Genomic DNA, 18371 nt, shown 5'->3' on the forward strand with positions numbered 1-18371 from the left:
CAGCGGGTGATCAGCCCTTGGTTCCAGATAACGCTTAAATCACGCTGACCTGTGGCGACGGCTTGGCGTTCAGCACATCCACGGAGCAGCCACCGCTCAGGGTCTGAGGCGTGCTCAGGCTTAGCGAGTGAGTCACGTTGCTCCAGGCCACATTGATGGTGGTCGGACCGCAGTTGGTGGCAGGGATGAAGGAAATGGTGTAACCCACGTTGGTCACGGTACCGGCGGTGGTGCTGGAGGCACTCAGGGTCCATGGCAAGCCAGTGATCTTCGGCAGGTTGCACAGCGCGTTGCTGCCGCTGACGGTGGCGCCGGTGATGCTGGCCACGCCGCCGGCGATGTTGCCGCTGAAGTTGATGTTGCAGGTCACGGGCTGGTTGAACGAGGACGGCGAGCGCACGGTGATGGTGCCGCCTGGGGTAGTGAACGGACCATCCGGGTTCGCACCATCAATGACGATGGATGCAGCGCTGGCCATGGAAGCAGCTCCCAAGCAGGCAACGATGGCGGTGGCGGACACGAGAGTTTTGATGCCTTTCATTGTTGTTTTTCCTCACATGTATGGCGATTCATTTCGCCGGGGTAATGGCCTTGAGCGAGACGACACGGAGAACAGCGACCGAGCTTCCCTTTCCAGCCAAATCTTCAATTCGATAAAGGTGTGACGTGCGCGTCAGGGTGCAACCCGGAACGTGGGTGGCATCTGGATCGATACGGTCTTGATGGTGCAGCCACCGTCGAGGCTGACCTGGGCCGCTTCGAGTTTTCCGGTGCTGTTGTTCCAACTGCCTTCGGCGGTGGACGGCCCGCAGTCGCCGCCCACCAGGGGCGCGTGCACGGTGACCTGGATACCCGACATGGCGCCGCTGGTTTCATTCTTGGCGATCAGCTTCCAGGGCAGGTGCGTGGCTTCCACCTGGCCACACTTGAGGCCGCCGCTGAAGTCGACTTTCTCGACGCTGGCGAAGCTGCCGTCGGGGCTGACCTTGCCGCTGACCTGGATGGTGCAGTCGGCATTGATGATGCTCTTGGCAAAGCTGATGGGGCCCTTGGCGGTGAACTCGGTATTGGCCGGTTCAATGCGCGCGGCTTCGGCGGCGTCCATCAGGGAGATCCCCACCAGGACCACGAACAACTGGGCAGTGAATAGCGGTGAAATAGACATCCGTGACTTCCTTACAGTTGCTTATTGTTGTTGTCGGTCAACTTGTTTAAGGACTGCCTACTGCGTTGCTCACCCCTCAAGCGGGCACATCACAGGCGAACACGACCGGTTCACCAGCACTTGAAGGGGTGAGCGGTACAACTAAAGAGCGGTGTCTGAATCGGTGTGGCTGAAGCCGTAGCGCTTGAGCAACTCGTCGCGCTTGGCCGGGTGCATGTTGGCCAGGCGAACATCACCCGAGTAGTGCGCCAGCACCCGGTGATCCATCAGGCGCCGCCAGAGAGCCGGCACATAGGCCCAGACGATCATGGTGGCGTAGCCATAGGGCAGCTGTGGCGACTCGTCGAAGTGGCGCAAGGCCTGATACGCACGGGTCGGGTTGGCGTGGTGGTCGGAGTGGCGCTGCAACTGGAACAGGAAGATGTTGGTGACGATCCGGTTGCTGTTCCAGGAGTGGCGCGGCGAGCAGCGTTCGTAGCGGCCGTTGGGCTGTTTCTGACGCAGTAGACCGTAGTGCTCGACGTAGTTGACCACCTCCAGCAGAGAGAAGCCGTAGATCCCCTGGATCACCAGGAAGGGAATCACCGCCGCCCCCAACCAGGCGATCAGCACGCCCCACAGCACCACGCTGTACAGCCAGGCGCTGAGCACGCCGTTCTTCCAGTGCAGGGTCGGCAGGCCGAGTTTTTCCAGGCGCTGGCTTTCCAGATGCCAGGCCGAACTCAGGCTGAACCACACGGTGCGCGGCAGGAAACTCCAGAAGGATTCGCCCAGGCGCGAACTGGCCGGGTCCTCCGGGGTGGCCACCCGCACATGGTGGCCGCGGTTGTGCTCGACGAAGAAGTGCCCGTAGAAGGTTGAAGCCAGGGCCAGTTTGGCCAGGAACTTGGCCATCCCGCGGTTCTTGTGCCCCAGCTCATGAGCGATGTTGATGGCAATGCCGGTGGCCGCGCCGGTGGACATCGCCATGCCCAGGTAAGTGAACCAGCCGATACTGCCGTGCAGTTGCGCACGCTCGGTGAGGAAGGCGGCGAAGCTCGCCAGGCTGCCTTGCAGGTGCAGTTGTTCACTCAGTTGCAGCAGGCCGCCGGCGATGAGCCAGTCCACCCCACTGACGGCCATCCAGGCGGTTACCACCAAAGACAGCACCGAGAGCACGGCACAGCTGTAGACGATAAAGCGGTAGTAGGGTTGTTTTTCCAGATCGGGAACGGCGGATTCAGGCGGGTTGCTGGCATCTTCCCCCATCAGGCCGTCAATCAGCGGGATCAGGCCGAAGATCACCAGCACCCCGCTCCACCAGAACACTTGCACCCCGGTGGTAAGGGCAAAGATCCCCGACAGCAGAGGGGTGATCATGGGCAAGGTGCCCAGCCACCACAGGTGACGCTTGCTATCGGTCCAGACGCCGGGTGCCGCCACGGAAACAGTCATGGCAGCCTCCGCAGGATGGCAGTCGAAACAGGTGCTATAAAGGACAGCGCGGCTGCGCTGTACAGAGCGTGAAGGGATGAAAAAACAAAAGCGTGAAATGGCGTTATTTTCATTATTTTTAATCGCTCAATTGCACTTTCAAAAAAAACATTCAAAACATTTTTTTAAAAAAAATAGCTCGGGTTCGTTAGCTCGTCAACTATTTTTTCGGCTTGTTTCGAATGTCGCCCGTGAAGCATTTACAGCTGCTGTCGACGCCGCGGCAGGGGCGCTCGAAACCGCCCCCCCACCACGCCCTCAACTTGCTCTTGAAGCCGCGAACGGCGGGTGCAGGATGGTTGCGCTGCGCTGTGGCGCAGCCTGGGAAGCGACGTGCTGGACCATGGCCACCACCCGCTCGACTGCGCTGATGGGCAACATGTGGCCCCGGCCCTGGACGATCTCCAGGGACAGCCCCGGCACCTTGCCGACCATTGACTCACCGTGCCGGCGGTAACTGAGCACCGAGTCCGCCGAGCCATAGATCAGCCCTACCGGCAGCTTCAGGCTGGGGTAATGCTTGACCATGCCCGGTAGCGAACGGTTGACCACGGCGATTTCGCTGGAGGCGTTGTAGAAGCTGTCCGAACGCATCCCCAGCAACCCGCCGCCACGCTCGGCGAAATCCTCGGGCACCGGGTCCGGGGCGAACACCGACTTGACCAGGCCACGGCGCCCGAGCATGGCCATGGGCGCCGCCAGGGTCAGGGACATCCAGCGCCGCAGGAAGGCCGGGCGCACTGCCAGGGACAGGAACACCAGCGGCAACATGCGCTGCGGATGGGTCAAGGGGGCCACCAGGATCAGCCCGGACACCGATTGCCGATGGTCCAGGGCCAGGGACAGCGCCACCGCACCGCCCAGGGAATGCCCCAGCACCAGAGGCTGGCCCAGGTCCAGGGTACGAATGAACCTGGCCACCAGGCTGGCCTGGGCCGGCAGGTCTGCCGCGGCGCCCCGGGTCCGGGTGGAATAGCCCGAACCGGGACGATCGATGGTGATCACCCGGAAGCGTTCGCGCAGTTGCGGGGCCAGGGAGTGGGTCAGGTTGCGCCCGCAGCCGGTCAGGCCATGGATCATCAATAGCACCGGCCCCCTGCCCTCATCGGTGTAGTGAATGCGCTCGCCACCGACCTCCAGAAAGCGTCCGTTGATCGGCACCTGGCTTTCAATCCGGCGGTTGATACGAAAACTCACCACCCAAAGCACCGCACTGACTGCCAGGAATACCGCCGCCGCTACCAGCCACTCCATAACCCGTCCCCTCAGCTTCCCTGCGCCGTTCGCCCGTGATCGGAATGACCTGGCGGTGTGGCGTGTCGCCCTGGCCTGGTGCCGCCTGTGACGCCTCATCCATGGCCTGGATGAGCCCCGCAAAATCCACAGGCGACCAGCGCAGGTGACATTTTCAGGTGATTTATTTAAATTAATTTTTAAAACATTATTTTAAATTGTGCAATCCTGAGTTTTCACCCACTGACGAAAGTCACCCAGCAGCGTCATTACAATCGAGGTACACACCATGAATGCGTACTCGCCACCCAACGACCCCGAGGTCGTTGACATCGCCATCATCGGCGCCGGCTTCGCCGGGCTGTGCATGGCGATCAAGCTCAAGCAAGCGGGGATGGAGGATTTCTTCGTCGCCGAACAGGCCGCGTCCCTGGGGGGCACCTGGCGCGACAATCACTACCCCGGCTGCGCCTGCGACGTGCAATCCCACGTTTATTCCTTCTCTTTTGCGCCCAACCCGAACTGGACCCGGCAGTTCGCGCCCCAGCCGGAAATCCGCGAATACCTGGAAAACTGCGCCCGGGATTTCGCCCTGGCGCCCTACCTGCACTTCAACATGGGCCTGCAACAGGCGCTCTTCGATGAAACCCGGGAGCGCTGGCACCTGCGTTTCAGCAATGGCCGGGAAGTCAGTGCACGGGTACTGATCTCCGGCATGGGTGGCCTGTCGCGCCCGGCGATCCCGAACATCCCCGGGCTCGACACCTTCACTGGCAAGCGGTTTCACTCCCAGCAGTGGGATCACCGCTACGCCCTGCAAGGCAAGCGGGTGGCGGTGATCGGCACCGGCGCCAGCGCCATTCAGTTCGTGCCGAAAATCACCCCGCGGGTGGCTCAGCTCAAGCTGTTCCAGCGCACCCCGCCGTGGATCATGCCCAAGCCCGACCGCGAGCTCAGCGCGGTGGAACGCTGGGCCTTCAAGCACCTGCCCTTCACCCAGCGGCTGGTGCGCTCGGCGCTGTACTGGGCCCTGGAAAGCCGGGTGATCGCCTTCGCCCGCCGACCAAGACTGATGAAAGTGGTGCAGCGCGTGGCCCTGCGCCATCTGCGCAAACAGGTGCCCGACCCAGTGCTGCGCCAGCGCCTGACCCCGGACTACACCATCGGCTGCAAGCGCATCCTGATCTCCAACGACTACTACCCGGCCCTGACCCGGGGCAACGTGCGGCTGATCACTGATGACATCCAGCGCATCGACGGCGACGCCGTGATCACCGCCGACGGCAGCCGCCACCCCGTGGACTGCATCATCTTCGGCACCGGTTTCCAGGCCACCGACCCGATCCCCCGGGGCCTGCTGTTCGGCCGCCACGGCCAGGACCTGATGGACAGCTGGGCCCAGGGCGCCCACGCCTACCTGGGCACCTGCCTGCCGGGCTTTCCGAACTTCTTCATGATCGTCGGCCCCAACACCGGCCTGGGGCACAACTCGATGATCCTGATGATCGAGGCCCAGGTGGACTACATCCTCAAGGCCCTGGGCCAGATGCAGCGCGAACGTATCGCCAGCATCGAAGTCCGGCCCCAGGTCGAAAGCCAGTACAACCAGCGCCTGCAGCAACGCCTGGCCGGGGCCATCTGGTCCACCGGCGGCTGCCGCAGTTGGTACCTGGACCCGCGCAGCGGGCAGAACACCACCCTCTGGCCGGGCTCCACCTGGAGCTTCAAGAAGACCCTGCAGCACTTCGAACTGCAGGACTACCAGGCCAGCCACCTGCCCCACGCCCAGCCCGCCGCCGCACCGGCCGCCGCGCGCCCCCTGCACCTTGAAGAGGCCGCTCTCAATGAAAAACTTTAACGGTAAAGTCGCCGCCATCACCGGCGCCGCCTCCGGCATGGGCCGCGCCCTGGCCGTCGCCCTGGCCCGTGAGGGCTGTCACCTGGCCCTGGCCGACAAGAACCCCCAGGGCCTGGCACAGACCGTGACCCAGGCCCGGGCCGCGACCCTGTTGCCGCTGCGCATCAGCAGCCAGGAACTGGACGTCGGCGACCGCGAAGCGATGTTCGCCTGGGCCGCCGCCAGCGCCGCCGAACACGGCCAGATCAACCTGATCTTCAACAACGCCGGGGTGGCACTGTCGAGCACCGTGGAAGGTTCGAGCCTGGCGGACCTGGAGTGGATAGTGGACGTCAACTTCTGGGGCGTGGTCCACGGCACCCAGGCCTTCCTGCCCTACCTCAGGCAATCCGGCGACGGTCACATCATCAACACCTCCAGCGTCTTCGGGCTGTTCTCCCAGCCCGGCATGAGCGGTTACAACGCCACCAAGTTCGCCGTGCGCGGCTTTACCGAATCCCTGCGCCAGGAGCTCGACCTGCAAGGCCACGGGGTTTCCGCCACCTGCGTGCATCCGGGGGGCATCCGCACGGATATCGCCCGTACCAGCCGCATCAGCGACAACGTCAAGGGTTTCCTGATCGACAACGAACAGCAGGCCCGGGACGACTTCGAAAAACTCTTCATCACCTCCGCCGAAACCGCCGCCAAGGTGATCCTGCTGGGGGTGCGCAAGAACAAGCGCCGGGTGCTGATCGGCCGCGACGCGCACTTGCTCGACCTGTTCATCCGCTTGCTGCCCAGCGCCTACCAGGCCCTGGTGGTATGGGCCAGCCGGCGCATGGCGCCCAAGCCGGGCAAGACGCGGCCGGCGGTCTACGAGCCCCAGGACGAACGCGGCCTATAGCGCCGCCCACCCTTTTTCATGTCTAGAGGAGCGACAGCCATGCTGCCCATCCGCCGCGACATCAAGGTCGAACTGCCTGCCGAACGCGCCTGCGACTGGCACGAGCAAGGCAGCCACGTGACCCACTTCTTCAATGCGTTGTCCTTGCTGTTTCCTTCCGGCGAGCTGTTCTTCATGGACAGCGTGCGCCACTACCGCGAACAGATTCACGACCCCGAACTCAAGCGCCAGATCCAGGGTTTCATCGGCCAGGAAGCCATGCACAGCCGCGAGCACCTGCGCTACAACGACCTGCTGCAGGACGCCGGGCTGCCGGCCCATCTGCTGGACCGGCGGTTGCGCTTCTTCCTCGATTTCCAGAAGAAACACTTCCCGCCGGCCTTCAACCTGGCGATCACCGTAGCCCTGGAACACTACACGGCAATCCTCGCCGACCTGCTGCTGCGCGACCCCAGCCGCTTCGGCAATTCGGTGGCGGGCTACCGGCAGATGTGGCTGTGGCACGCCCTCGAGGAAACCGAGCACAAGGCCGTGTCCTACGACGTCTGGAACAGCGTGATCAAGCCCGGGCCCAAGCGTTACCTGATCCGCACCGCGAGCATGCTGTTCACCACCCTGAGCTTCTGGCTGGTGGTGTTCGACTTCCATGTGCGCATGTTGATCGCCGACCGCCGTCGCGGCGGCCACTGGCGCGGGCTGTGGCAGGTGGTCAAGTACCTCTACGGCCCCAAGGGGGTGTTCCCGCGGATCGCCCTGCCCTGGCTGCAGTTCTTCAAGCCGGGCTTTCACCCCTGGGACCACGACAACCGCGAACAACTGCAACGCATCGACGGCCTGGTGCAGGACATCGAACGCACCCGCGCCGCCGCGGCCAAGTGACAAATGCCGGCACGGCGCAACAGCGGCGTGCCGGCATCCCCTGGCGGGGCTGCTAACCTGCAACGCACCCTTAGGTGCTGCGAGCCCGCGCGATGATCCTGATTCTGCTGCCCCACGCCGACTACGACCCCAGCGAAAGCAGCCTGCCCTGGCAGGCTGCCCGGGACGCCGGTTTTGCCGCGCAGTTCGCCACCCCCCTGGGGATGCCGGCCTACGCCGATTCGCGCCTGGTGAGCCTGGGGTTCGGCCCGCTCAACCCGTTGTTGATGACCCCGGCGGCCGACCTGGCGCGCTACCACGCCATGACCCGCGACCCTGCGTTTTGCAGCCCTCTGCCTTATGCCGGGGTCGACCCGGCAGCCTACGAGGGCTTGCTGATTCCCGGCGGCCACGCCCGGGGCATGCGCAGCCTGTTGGAATCCGAGGAGGTTCGGCGAATCATCCTGGCCTTCTTCCAGGCCGACAAACCCGTAGCCGCGGTGTGCCACGGCCCCCTGGCCCTGGCACGCTGCATCGATCCGGCCAGCGGGCGCTCGGTGCTCCATGGGCGCAAGGTCACCGCCCTGCTGGCCGGGCCCATGGAACTGGCGGCCTGGCTGGTCACCGCGCCCTGGCTGGGGCGCTATTACCGCACCTACGACCACAGCGTCGAGCAAGAGATCAAGGCGGCCCTGGCCAGCCCGGCGGATTTTCTGCCCGGGCCCTGGCTGCCCCGCCGGGATTCGGCACAGCACCCCGAGCGCGGCTTTGTGGTCCGCGACCGCAATCTGCTGACCGCGCGCTGGCCCGGGGACTGCCACCGCTTCGCCAATGAATGGGTGACCTTGCTGCAACAGGCTCGCCACGCCCAACCTCAGGCGCAGCAGGCAGAGCGCTGACCCGGCTTGAAGGCATGGCTGCGCGCGCCCCAGACCAGCATCAGGCCCACCAGCGCCAGGGCGGCCATGGCCCAGGGAAAAGACGCCGCGCCATAGCGTTGCAAGAGCAGGCCGCCGACCATACCCCCGCAGGCAATGCCCAGGTTGAAGATGGTCACCAGCATCGATTGCGCGACATCCGCACCTTCCCCGGCCACATCCGCGACGGCGGTCTGGAGCAAGGTCGGGGCGCCGCCGAAGGTCAGGCCCCAGGCGCCAATGCCGAGCCAGGCCAGCCAGGGCTGGCTGGCAGCGATCCCCAGCAGCAGGCACGCCAGGGCGAAACCGGCGAGGCTGCACAGGGTCAGCCCCCGCAGCCAGCGGTCGACCCCGAGCCCGGTGAGCCAGATCCCCACCAGGGAGGCCAGGCCGAACACCAGCAGCGCCCGGTCGAGAGAGGCCGCCAGGCCCAGGGACGCTAGGAACGGCGCGATATAGGTGTAGAGAATGTTGTGGGCCAGGATCCACACGAAGATCACCAGCAGCGCCTGGGGCAGGCCCCGGGTGAGAAAGATCCGCGCGATCGGCTGGCGCTGGTGGGCCGGCTGGCCGGGGTAGTCCGGCACTGCCAGGCGCACCCAGAACCACAGCAGCAGAGCCAGTAGCGACAGCCCCCAGAAGATCTGCGGCCAATCCATGCGGGTGCCCAGCCAGGCCCCAAGGGGTACGCCCAGGCACAGGGCAATCGGCTGGCCAACGCCCACCACCGCCAGGGCCCGGCCCTGCAACTCGGGCACCACCAGACGCCGGGCATAGCCGGCCAGCAGGCCCCAGACCAGCCCCGCCGCCATGCCCGCGGCAAAGCGCGCGACCAGGGTCAGCAGATAGTGGGTCGACAACGCGGTCAGGCTGTTGAACAGCAACAGGCCACCGATGGCCAGCAACAGCAAGGGCCTACGGCGCCAACTGCGAGTGGCGGCGATCAGCGGAATCGCCGCCACCACCGAGCCCAGGGCATACAGGCTGATCAACTGCCCGGCCATGGCCTCGCTGATGCCCAGGCCCTGGCTGATCTGCGGCAACAGCCCGGCGGGCAGTGTCTCAGTGACGATGGCGATGAAACCGGCCAGGGTAAAGGCCAGCAGGCGCCAGACCGGCAGCCTGCTGGCGGCGGTCGGCAAAGGTACGCAAATGCTCATGAAAGAATGCTCACACAAGAAAACCAGAGATCACCGCAGGAACCGGCTTGCCGGCGAATGGGCCCTCGGACCCTGCGCCCGACTCACGGGCGCCTTCGCTGGCAAGCCAGCTCCTACAGCAGGCAGATACACCGCGCAGGCTCCCGTAGGAGCCGGCTTGCCGGCGAAGAGGCCCTCGGAACCCCGCGCCCGACTCACGAACGCCTTCGCTGGCGAGCCAGCGCCTGCATCAGCGCGAGAAGAAACCGCTCAGCCGAGGTAGGAGGCCGCCATGTCCTTGTCGCCATGGCCCTGCTCCAGGGCGCGCTGGAAACGCTGGATTCCGGCCTCGGCCAGATCCAGCCGGACCCCGGCTCTGGCGGCCGCCGCCACCATCAATTCGGCGTCTTTCAGGGCGTTGGCCAGGGTAAAGCTCGGGCTGTAGTCGCCACTGAGCATGGCCCGGGTCTTGGCCTGGAAATAGCCGCTGTCCAGGGGCCCGCCGCTGACCAGTTCCACCACCAGCGCCGGGTCCAGCCCCAGACCCTTGGCCAGGGCCAGGCTTTCCGCGGCGCCGTGGGTCAGGGCCAGCACCCAGCTGTTGAGGGCCAGCTTCAGGCGGCTGCCGGCTCCCGGCTGTTCGGCAACCCAGAGCACACGCTTGGCGATGGCCTCCAGCAGCGGCTGCAACGCCGGCCGATGAGCCTCGGGGCCCGCGCCCAATACCACCAACTGGCCCTGCTCCGCCGGCTGGCGCGTGCCCAGCACCGGGGCATCGTAGAAGACCAGCCCATCATCCCGGGCAACCCCTTGCAGTTCGTCGTTGGCCTCGATCCCCACGGTGGCCATCTGCAACCAGAGCGCCCCAGGCTCGAAACCCTCACGCGCCTGCTGCATCGCTTGCAGCACCGCGGCCCCGTCCTTGCCCAGGGTGATGATCACCTGCGCCCCGCGTACCGCCTCGGCGGGCTCGGCAAACACCTGGATGTCGTCCGCGATCAGCGCCTGGGCCCGTTGCAACGTGCGGTTCCAGGCCCGTACCGCAAAGCCCTTGCGCCGCAGATTGCGCGCCACCGCGGCGCCCATGATGCCGATGCCTAATACCGCGATGGATCCTGGTTGCTTGGCCATCTGTGTTTCTCCCGTGTTGAATCAATTATGGAATGATCATTCCAATAAAAGGCAAAAAAAAGCCCAGCCCTGTAGGAGCTGGCATGCCAGCGAAGACGCCCTAGAACCTGATACAGATTGTGAGGGTCCCTTCGCCGGCACGCCGGCTGCTACAGGCTGGCCAGGACCACCTCGACCACATCCAGCAGGCGCTGGCGCCGATGCTCCGCCAGGCTGCCCTTGGCCAGCACCCGCAAGCCCTGCACGGTGCACACCACAAAGCTGGCCAGGGCCCGGGGATTTTTCTGCGGGTCGATCTCCCCCTGCGCCTGGCCGCGACGCAGCACCTGCTCCAGGGCCGCCTCGATACGCTGGAAATTCTGCGCCACGAGCTGAGCCACCGCCGCGTCCTGCCCGGCCATTTCCAGGGAGGCATTGGCCGCCAGGCAGCCCAGGCGCCGGGTATCTTCCAACTCGTTGTCGACGATGCGCATCAGCAATCGCCGGACCAGTTCCCTGACGGGCGCATCGGCACCCAGCAGCTCGATATTGGCGCTGGTCATCTGCTGGTAGCGCTTGAGGGCGCAGGTGTACAGGCCGTGCTTGCTGTCGAAGGCGTTGTACAGGCTGCTGCGGCTCAGGCCGGTACCTTCCACCAGGTCCTGAATGGACGTGGCGGCGTAACCGCGCTGCCAGAACACCTGCATGGCCGCATCGGCAATCTGCTCGGGGTCGAACTCCTTGGGACGCACGGCTATTACCTTTCTGGAATGATCGTTCCAAAGACTAAAGATCAAGCCGGCAAGCGTCAACCGCCCCGGGCAAAAAAAGCCCCGGGCTGGTTCTCGGGTCCAGGAAGCGGACCTAGGAAGCGGAAGTCGCCAGGGGCTTGTTCAACTCACCGATCTTTTCCAGGCGGGCGCGCACGATGTTGCGGCTGATGTTGAGCAAGCGCCCGGTCTGCAACTGGTTGCCATGGCAGTAGCGATAGGCCTCGCGAAAAATCGTTTCCTCGATGTGCTCGTACAGGTCGGGAATGTTCTGCTCGAACAGCGCCTGCAAGGCCCGGCCCAGGTCTGCCGGCGCCTGAGGCCCCGGGACGGCCAGGGGCGCCTGTTCCTGGCGGATGCCGGAGGAGCGCATGTCCACCAGGTGCAGATCCCCCGGTGCCACCCGCTGCTGGCGGCACACCAGCAAGGCGTGGTGGATGGCATTTTCCAGTTCGCGAATGTTGCCCGGCCAGCTGTGCTCCAGCAGCTTGCGCTCGGCCTCTTCGGTCAGCGAGGCACGGTTGTAGCCCAGGCGCTGGCAGTGTTCCTCAAGGAAGAACTCGGCCAGGGGCAGGATGTCCCCCGGGCGCTCGCGCAGCGGCGGCAGGCGGATGGTGGCCACGTGCAGGCGGTAGAACAGGTCCTCACGAAAATGCCCGGCCACCACCGCATCGGCGAGGTTGACGTTGGTGGCCGCCACCAGCCGCACATTGATCGGGATCGGCGTGCGCGAGCCCAGGCGCACCACCTCTCGCTCCTGCAGCACCCGCAGCAGCTTGACCTGCATGTTCAGCGGCAAGTCGCCGATTTCGTCGAGAAACAGCGTGCCGCCGTTGGCTGCTTCGAACCAGCCGGCCTTGTGGGTGGTGGCGCCGGTAAAGGCGCCTTTTTCATGGCCGAAGAGTTCGCTTTCCACCAGGGTTTCGGCAAAGGCTCCGCAGTTCACCGCGACAAAGGGCTCGCGCCCGCGGCGGCTCAGGTGATGGATGTGGCGCGCCACCAGTTCCTTGCCGGTGCCGGTCTCGCCAATGATCAGGGTATTGGCCTCACTGGGGGCCAGGCGCTCGATGCGACTGAGCAATTCCTGGGAGCGCGGGTCCTTGAACACCAGAACGGTGGCCCGTACCGACTTGGTCAATTCACGGGCGTTTGGATGAGTGATCAGCGACATGGTGCATTCCTGGCAGTAAAAGCGCGGGCTCAATAGTGCACGAAGATATTTAGACTAAATAATTATTAATTAATATTTAGATATTCCATTTACGAATATATCTGAGCGGTGCTCCCCGCCTGCTGCTGGAGCAGCAATCGGCCAGCACCTGCCTGTTCGCAGATCAGCAGCGGCGGCTTTGGCCGGGGTCCTTCGACCGGCCTGAAACCCTTGCCGGGCAAGGCCTGCAGCGTTTTGTAGCGGCCCTGGCATGCAATCTGCTCTATCCCCTCCGACACCGATACCCACCACCGCCCCTCGTAGGAGCTGGCTTGCCAGCGAAGGCGTCCGCAAGGGCGAGGCAAGGCTCAAGGGCCTCTTCGCCGGCAAGCCGGCTCCTACAGGAGAACACCGCGATATCTGTTGTAGGAGCTGGCCTGCCAGCGAAGGCGTCCGCAAGGGCGAGGCAAGGCTCAAGGGCCTCTTCGCCGGCAAGCCGGCTCCTACAGGAGAACACCGCGATATCCGGCGCAGGGCTGGCGGGGCTGAGGGCTTATTTTTTGAGGGAGAGTGCAATGCAAGGTTTATGGCGCAATACCCTGGCCGTTATGGCCGGGCTGCTGATCAGTGTCACGGCCCTGGCCAACCCGGCCCCCGAGTCGGTGAAGATTGCCATCGTCGCCTTCACCCAGGGCGGCAAGCCGGTGTTCGGCGGCATCGCCGGGCGGGTGATCGAGGATGGCTGGCTGGAACAGCAACTGAGCCAGCGCGGCATCAAGCTGCAGTGGATCGCCCTGCCCCACGCCGGCGCCGGGCCGCAAATCAACGAAGGCTTCAGCAACAACAGCATCGACTTCGCCGTGCGTGGCGACCTGCCGTCGGTGATCGCCGGCGCCGGCGGCGTGCCCGGCAAGCTGATCGTGCCCGGCGGCAGCGGCAACAATATCTACCTGGTGGTGCCCACCCAGTCCACGGCCAAAAGCATCGAGGACCTCAAGGGCCAGCGCCTGGCCCTGCATCGCGGCCGGCCCTGGGAGTTCGCCTTCAGCAACTTCCTGGCCAGCAAGGGCCTGAAGCTCGACGACTTCAAGATCGCCAACCTCAACCCCCAGGTCGGTGCGGCGGCGGTGTCCGCCGGCAAGGTCGACGCCGCGGTGCTGCTCAGCGAGGCCTATGCCCTGGAAGACAAGAGCGTGGGCCGGATCATCTGGTCCACCAAGCAAGGGGCCAATGACTGGCGCCTGGTCTCCGACCTCTGGGGCACCGACAGTTTCATCGAGCAATACCCGGAAGTTACCCAACTGCTGGCCACCGCCTGGGTCAAGGCCGCCTGGTGGATTTCCCAGGAACAGAACCAGGACGCCTACTACCAGCTGTCCTCCCGCGCCGGCACCGCCGAGAGCGTGCTGCGCCGCGACGACCAGGGCGACCCGGTGGCCTGGAAGGAGCGCTGGGCGCCCAAGAGCGACCAGCAGCTCAAGGCCCACTATCAGGCACTGAGCGACTACGCCCTGGCCAACCAGCTGATCCGCACGCCCTACGACATCACCCCGGCCCTGGCCACCGGCTTCACCAACCAGGCGCTGATCGATCTGCACCTGAGTGATTACTGGCCCGCCCTGCGCGGCCAGGTCGCCACCCAACCCTGAACCCCGAGCACGAGTCTTCTTGATGAAACTGTCCGCAAAATTCACCTTTGGCCTGAGCCTCCTGGCGCTCTCCCTGTCGGCCCTGGCCGGCCCGACCTACGCGCCCAAGCCCGACCCGTTGCAGGGCGACGGCCGGGTCTCGGCCTTCTATACCTGGCAGGACGCGATCCCCCCGACCCCGGGCAAGCTGCTGCGCAGCGAACCCCTGGAAGCCACCCTGAGCCTGCCCAACGCCGCCAGCGCGCAACGGATTCTCTACAGCTCCACCGACGGCATCGACGGCAAGACCCCGGTGGTGGTCTCCGGCACCTTGTTCCTGCCCAAGGGCAAGGCCCCGGCCGGCGGCTGGCCGGTCGCCTCCTGGGGCCATGGCACGGTGGGCGTGGCGGATGTCTGCGCGCCGTCCTGGCAGGGCCGCTCCTACCGTGACGTGCAGTACCTGAGCCGCTGGCTGGACGAAGGCTTTGCCATTGTCGCCACCGACTATCAGGGCCTGGGCGTGCCCGGCGGCCATCCGCTGCTGAACAACCGCATGGCCGCCTACGGCATTCTCGACGCTGCCAGAGCCGTGGTCGCCGGGGTGCCCGGGCTGGCCAACAAGGTACTGATCGTCGGCCAGTCCCAGGGCGGCGCCGGCGCCTTCGCCTCGGCCGCCTACGCCTCCACCTACGCACCGGACCTGGGGGTCAAGGGCAGCATCGGCACCGGGGTGATCTACACCATCGGCGCGAAGAATGTCGGCGAGCAGGACCCGAACAAGGTCGATGCCTCCCTGGCCTACGGTTTCTACACCTTGCTGGCCGCCCAGCAGTACGACCCCAGCATCAACCCCAGGGACTTCTATACCGACAAGGCCCTGCCGCTGTTCGAGCAGGCCCGTACCAGTTGCCTGGCGTCCCTGGTCAGCGACGTGGTGGGGGTCGGCCTGACCCCGGCCAACGCCAAGAAGGACTATCAGGGCAGCCAACTGGCGGCCTGGCAGAAACAGGTGTCCTACCCGACCCTGAAAACCGCCCAGCCGGTGTTCATCGGCACCGGCGCCGAGGACAAGACCCCGGCCGCCACCACCCAGGTGGCCCTGATGCAGGACGCCTGCAAGGCCGGCTCGGTGATCGAGGGCCACTTGTACAAGGGCCTGGGCCACAGTGAAACGGTCAATGCCTCCCTCAAGGACTCGGTGCCGTTCGCCCACAAGGTGATCAACGGCCAAGCCATTACCCCCGTCTGCAACCCCAGCGTGCAATAGCCAGGAAGCCCAGCCATGAGCATCGAATTCTTCACCCGCCTGCCCCTGCACGGCGAAACCCAGTTCCTCCCCGGCGACCCGCGCAACCGCGGCGACTGGCACCGGGGCGGGCCCAGCACCGGCGCCGTCTCAGGCTTCAGCGTCGGCGACCACTTCACCTACATCGACTACCTGGGGCAGATCGCCCGGGCCGCGGAAATCAACGGCTTCGGCGGCGCGCTGATGGTCAACGCGCCCTCCGGCGAAGAGCCCTGGACCGTGTGCTCGCTGCTGGCCCGGGAAACCCGCACCCTGAAGTTCGTCACCGCCTTCCAGCCCTATCACTACACGCCCTGGGTGGCGGTGCAGCAGGCCGCCACCTACCAGCGCGCCACCGGCAACCGCCTGGTGTGGAACATCATCAACGGCGGCTCGGATGCCATTCAACGCCAGGTCGGCGACTTCAGCGACCACGATGAGCGCTATGCCCGCGCCACCGAGTTCATGGACGTGGTCAAGGGCTACTGGCACAACGAGAACTTTCACTACCAGGGCCAGTTCTACCGCGCCGAAGGCGGCGGCCTGCGCGGCCCCTTGAAGAAGGCCGAGCTGCCGCTGATCTGCACCGCGGGATCGTCCATCGCCGCCCGGGAATTCGCCGCCAAACATGCCGACTTCTACCTGATGCGCGCCGAGCACCCGGACGAGATTGCCGCGTTGATCGCCGATATTCGTGAGCGCGCCTTGCAGTACGGCCGCAGCGATATCCGCTTCGGCCTGTCGATCGACGTCATCACCCGGGAAACCGAGGAACTGGCGCGCACCGAGGCCAAGCGCTTCTTCGACGAGGGCATCGCCAAGGGCGCGGTCAAGGCCGTGGCCGCCCATGCCGGGCTGCGCACCGCGCGCAAGCTCAGCTACGAGAACGGCTTTGCGCAGAAGAACGAGACCCAGGGCTTCGAGGATTTCTTCATTCACCCCAATGTCTGGACCGGCTTCGGCTACATCGGCATACCGCCGGGCTGCGCCCTGGTGGGCAGCTACGAAAACGTGGTGGCGCGGATCCGCGAGTACCACGCCATCGGTATCGACCTGTTCTTCCTCGCCGGCTACCCGCACCTGGAGGAAGCCTACCGCCTGGGCGAGCACATCCTGCCGCACTTTCGTGGCGAGCGCGCAGCCCTGAGCCGTCAACCGCAAGCGCCGCTGGAGCTGCGCAGCGCCAACGGCCCGGCAGGAGCCTGACGCCATGAGCCAGGACTACTCGGGCTTGAGCCGCCGTCGTTTTCTCGGCCACAGCGCGCTGTTCGGCGGCGGCCTGCTGCTGGGCAGCAGCCTGCTGGCCGGCTGCGACGCAGACAATTCCAACACCCCGGGCACGGTCGCCAGCGACCAGCCGCGCTACGGCGGGCGCCTGCGCCTGGGGATTCTCGACGGCAACCAGAGCGGCAACCTGGACGCCCACAAACCCATTGGCAGCGGTATCGTCCGAGGCTTCGCGCTGTACAGCAAACTCTGGGAATGGGACGAGCAGATGCAACCTCGCCTGGCCCTGGCGGAGTTCGCCGAACCCAACGCCGATGCCAGCAGCTGGACCCTGCGCCTGCGCCAGGGCCTTGAGTTCCACCATGGCAAGAGCATCGATGCCGATGACCTGATCTTCTCCATCCGCCGCCTCACCGACCCGCAACTGGCCTCGCCCTACGCGGCGCTGCTGCACTGGGTCGATCGCGACAACCTGCAAAAGCTCGATGAGCGCACTGTGCGCCTGAGCTTTCGCGAGGGCCGCAGCTACATGCCCCTGGCGGAAACCTGGGTCAACTTCGGAGGCATCGTCCCGGTGGACTATCACCCGGTGACCAACCCGGTGGGTGCCGGCCCCTACAAGCTGAAAAGCTTCACCCCCGGCCAGCGCTCGCTGTTCACCCGCTTCGACAACTACTACAAGGATGGCCAGCCCTACGCCGACGAGCTGGAGATCATTGATTTCAAGGACCAGGTGGCGCGCCTGGCGGCCCTGCGGTCCGGGCAGATCGACATGGCCAACGTGATGCCCACCGAACAGTTGCAAGTCCTGCAGCGCGACCCGCGGGTGCGGCTGCTGAAATCGGTGACCGGCAACTGGCTGTCCTTCGACATGAACCTGGACAAGCCGCCGTTCAACGACCCAAGGGTGCGCCAGGCCTTCCGTCTGCTGGCGGATCGCGAGGAGCTGGTGCGCCGCGCCCTGAACGGCCAGGGCCGGGTGGCCAACGACCTCTATGCCCCCAGCGACCCGACCTTCAACCACAGCCTGGGGCCCCGCCCCCACGACCCGCAGCGTGCGGCGCAACTGCTCAAGGAGGCCGGCCAGGAAAATCTCGAACTGGAACTGGTGACCACCCCGGGGCCGGCCCTGACCTCGGCCCTGGTGCTGGCCGAACAGGCCAAGCGCATCGGCGTAACCCTCAAGGTCCGCCAGGTGGACCTGGCGACCTTCCAGGGCCCGCAACGCAACGACTGGACCCTGAGCACCGGCGGCAGCATCGGCGCGCCGTTCCTGGCCAGCGCGATCCACACCGACGCGCCCTTTGCCGTGTCCAACAAGACCCACTTCAACGACCCGCAGTTCAGCGAGGTGTTTCTCGCCGCCATGGCCCAACCCGACCTGCAACGACGCACGGCCCTGGTGCACCAGGCCCAGCAGATCCAGTACGAACGGGGCGGCATGCTGATCTGGGGCTACGCCGATCTGCTGGACAGTGTCTCCACCCGCGTGGGCGGCGCCCGGGAAGAACAGTCGCTGTTCAGCACCTGGCGTTTCGAACGGTTGTGGCTCAACAACAGCGCCTGACCCACCGTCCGCCCGTAGGAGCTGGCTTGCCAGCGAAAGCGCCCACAAGAGCACCGCCAACCTCCAGGCCCTCTTCGCCGGCAAGCCGGCGCCTACCAGGAACCA

The 18371-nt window shown here is 65.4% G+C and carries 16 protein-coding genes; 8 read left to right on the top strand and 8 right to left on the bottom strand.

The genetic code is table 11. The annotated features are described in order from the left end of the window. Positions 1-34: 34 nt before the first annotated feature. From praB to KCG88_RS05925, 4 genes are all read right to left on the bottom strand, one after another. Positions 35-541 (bottom strand): alkane oxidation protein activator PraB, encoded by a 507-nt coding sequence (praB, locus tag KCG88_RS05910; protein WP_047286439.1) that lies wholly within the window; start codon positions 539-541, stop codon positions 35-37. A gap of 132 nt (positions 542-673) precedes the next feature. Further along, positions 674-1165: an alkane oxidation protein activator PraA gene (praA, locus tag KCG88_RS05915; RefSeq protein ID WP_210711957.1), complete on the bottom strand. Its 492-nt coding sequence runs from the start codon at positions 1163-1165 to the stop codon at positions 674-676. Between the two features lie 141 nt (positions 1166-1306). Then, on the bottom strand, positions 1307-2599 hold the full coding sequence (locus KCG88_RS05920; RefSeq protein ID WP_047286437.1) for an alkane 1-monooxygenase: 1293 nt from the start codon (positions 2597-2599) through the stop codon (positions 1307-1309). Between the two features lie 297 nt (positions 2600-2896). Beyond that, a complete protein-coding gene (locus KCG88_RS05925; RefSeq protein ID WP_210711958.1) occupies positions 2897-3892 on the bottom strand; it encodes an alpha/beta hydrolase in 996 nt (331 codons plus the stop codon). Between the two features lie 268 nt (positions 3893-4160). Here KCG88_RS05925 and KCG88_RS05930 point away from each other — a divergent pair, with 268 nt between their 5' ends. From KCG88_RS05930 to KCG88_RS05945, 4 genes are all read left to right on the top strand, one after another. Further along, complete coding sequence (locus KCG88_RS05930) at positions 4161-5729, top strand: NAD(P)/FAD-dependent oxidoreductase (RefSeq protein WP_210711959.1); 1569 nt, start codon at positions 4161-4163, stop codon at positions 5727-5729. Further along, positions 5716-6615 carry an SDR family NAD(P)-dependent oxidoreductase gene (locus KCG88_RS05935; protein ID WP_047336750.1) on the top strand — a complete coding sequence of 300 codons (900 nt, stop codon included), beginning with the start codon at positions 5716-5718 and terminating at the stop codon, positions 6613-6615. Before KCG88_RS05930 ends, KCG88_RS05935 begins: the two co-directional genes overlap by 14 nt. Before the next feature lie 39 nt (positions 6616-6654). Next, positions 6655-7494 carry a metal-dependent hydrolase gene (locus KCG88_RS05940; RefSeq protein ID WP_210711960.1) on the top strand — a complete coding sequence of 280 codons (840 nt, stop codon included), beginning with the start codon at positions 6655-6657 and terminating at the stop codon, positions 7492-7494. Positions 7495-7586: 92 nt separating this feature from the next. Further along, entirely contained in the window at positions 7587-8372 is a 786-nt protein-coding gene (locus KCG88_RS05945) for a type 1 glutamine amidotransferase domain-containing protein (RefSeq protein ID WP_210711961.1), read from the top strand. Here the strand turns inward: KCG88_RS05945 and KCG88_RS05950 are convergent. The 4 genes from KCG88_RS05950 to KCG88_RS05965 all read right to left on the bottom strand — a co-directional run bounded on the left by KCG88_RS05950 (position 8348) and on the right by KCG88_RS05965 (position 12580). Then, entirely contained in the window at positions 8348-9550 is a 1203-nt protein-coding gene (locus KCG88_RS05950) for an MFS transporter (RefSeq protein WP_210711962.1), read from the bottom strand. The genes KCG88_RS05945 and KCG88_RS05950 overlap by 25 nt on opposite strands. Positions 9551-9799: 249 nt before the next feature. Next, positions 9800-10660 (bottom strand): NAD(P)-dependent oxidoreductase, encoded by an 861-nt coding sequence (locus KCG88_RS05955; protein ID WP_047286431.1) that lies wholly within the window; start codon positions 10658-10660, stop codon positions 9800-9802. A gap of 149 nt (positions 10661-10809) precedes the next feature. Next, a complete protein-coding gene (locus KCG88_RS05960) occupies positions 10810-11391 on the bottom strand; it encodes a TetR/AcrR family transcriptional regulator (RefSeq protein ID WP_210711963.1) in 582 nt (193 codons plus the stop codon). 112 nt (positions 11392-11503) lie between these two features. After that, positions 11504-12580 carry a sigma-54 dependent transcriptional regulator gene (locus KCG88_RS05965; protein WP_011061215.1) on the bottom strand — a complete coding sequence of 359 codons (1077 nt, stop codon included), beginning with the start codon at positions 12578-12580 and terminating at the stop codon, positions 11504-11506. Positions 12581-13134: 554 nt separating this feature from the next. Here KCG88_RS05965 and KCG88_RS05970 point away from each other — a divergent pair. The 4 genes from KCG88_RS05970 to KCG88_RS05985 are packed head-to-tail and all read left to right on the top strand — an operon-like array spanning position 13135 to position 18266. Next, positions 13135-14208 (top strand): PhnD/SsuA/transferrin family substrate-binding protein, encoded by a 1074-nt coding sequence (locus tag KCG88_RS05970; RefSeq protein ID WP_210711964.1) that lies wholly within the window; start codon positions 13135-13137, stop codon positions 14206-14208. Positions 14209-14230: 22 nt separating this feature from the next. Further along, on the top strand, positions 14231-15454 hold the full coding sequence (locus KCG88_RS05975; protein ID WP_210711965.1) for a lipase family protein: 1224 nt from the start codon (positions 14231-14233) through the stop codon (positions 15452-15454). 15 nt (positions 15455-15469) lie between these two features. Continuing rightward, positions 15470-16678 (top strand): LLM class flavin-dependent oxidoreductase, encoded by a 1209-nt coding sequence (locus KCG88_RS05980; RefSeq protein ID WP_011061211.1) that lies wholly within the window; start codon positions 15470-15472, stop codon positions 16676-16678. Between the two features lie 4 nt (positions 16679-16682). Next, positions 16683-18266: an ABC transporter substrate-binding protein gene (locus tag KCG88_RS05985; RefSeq protein ID WP_210711966.1), complete on the top strand. Its 1584-nt coding sequence runs from the start codon at positions 16683-16685 to the stop codon at positions 18264-18266. Positions 18267-18371 lie beyond the last annotated feature (105 nt).

Source organism: Pseudomonas sp. MWU349, from assembly GCF_017947325.1.
GTDB classification, from domain to species: domain Bacteria; phylum Pseudomonadota; class Gammaproteobacteria; order Pseudomonadales; family Pseudomonadaceae; genus Aquipseudomonas; species Aquipseudomonas protegens.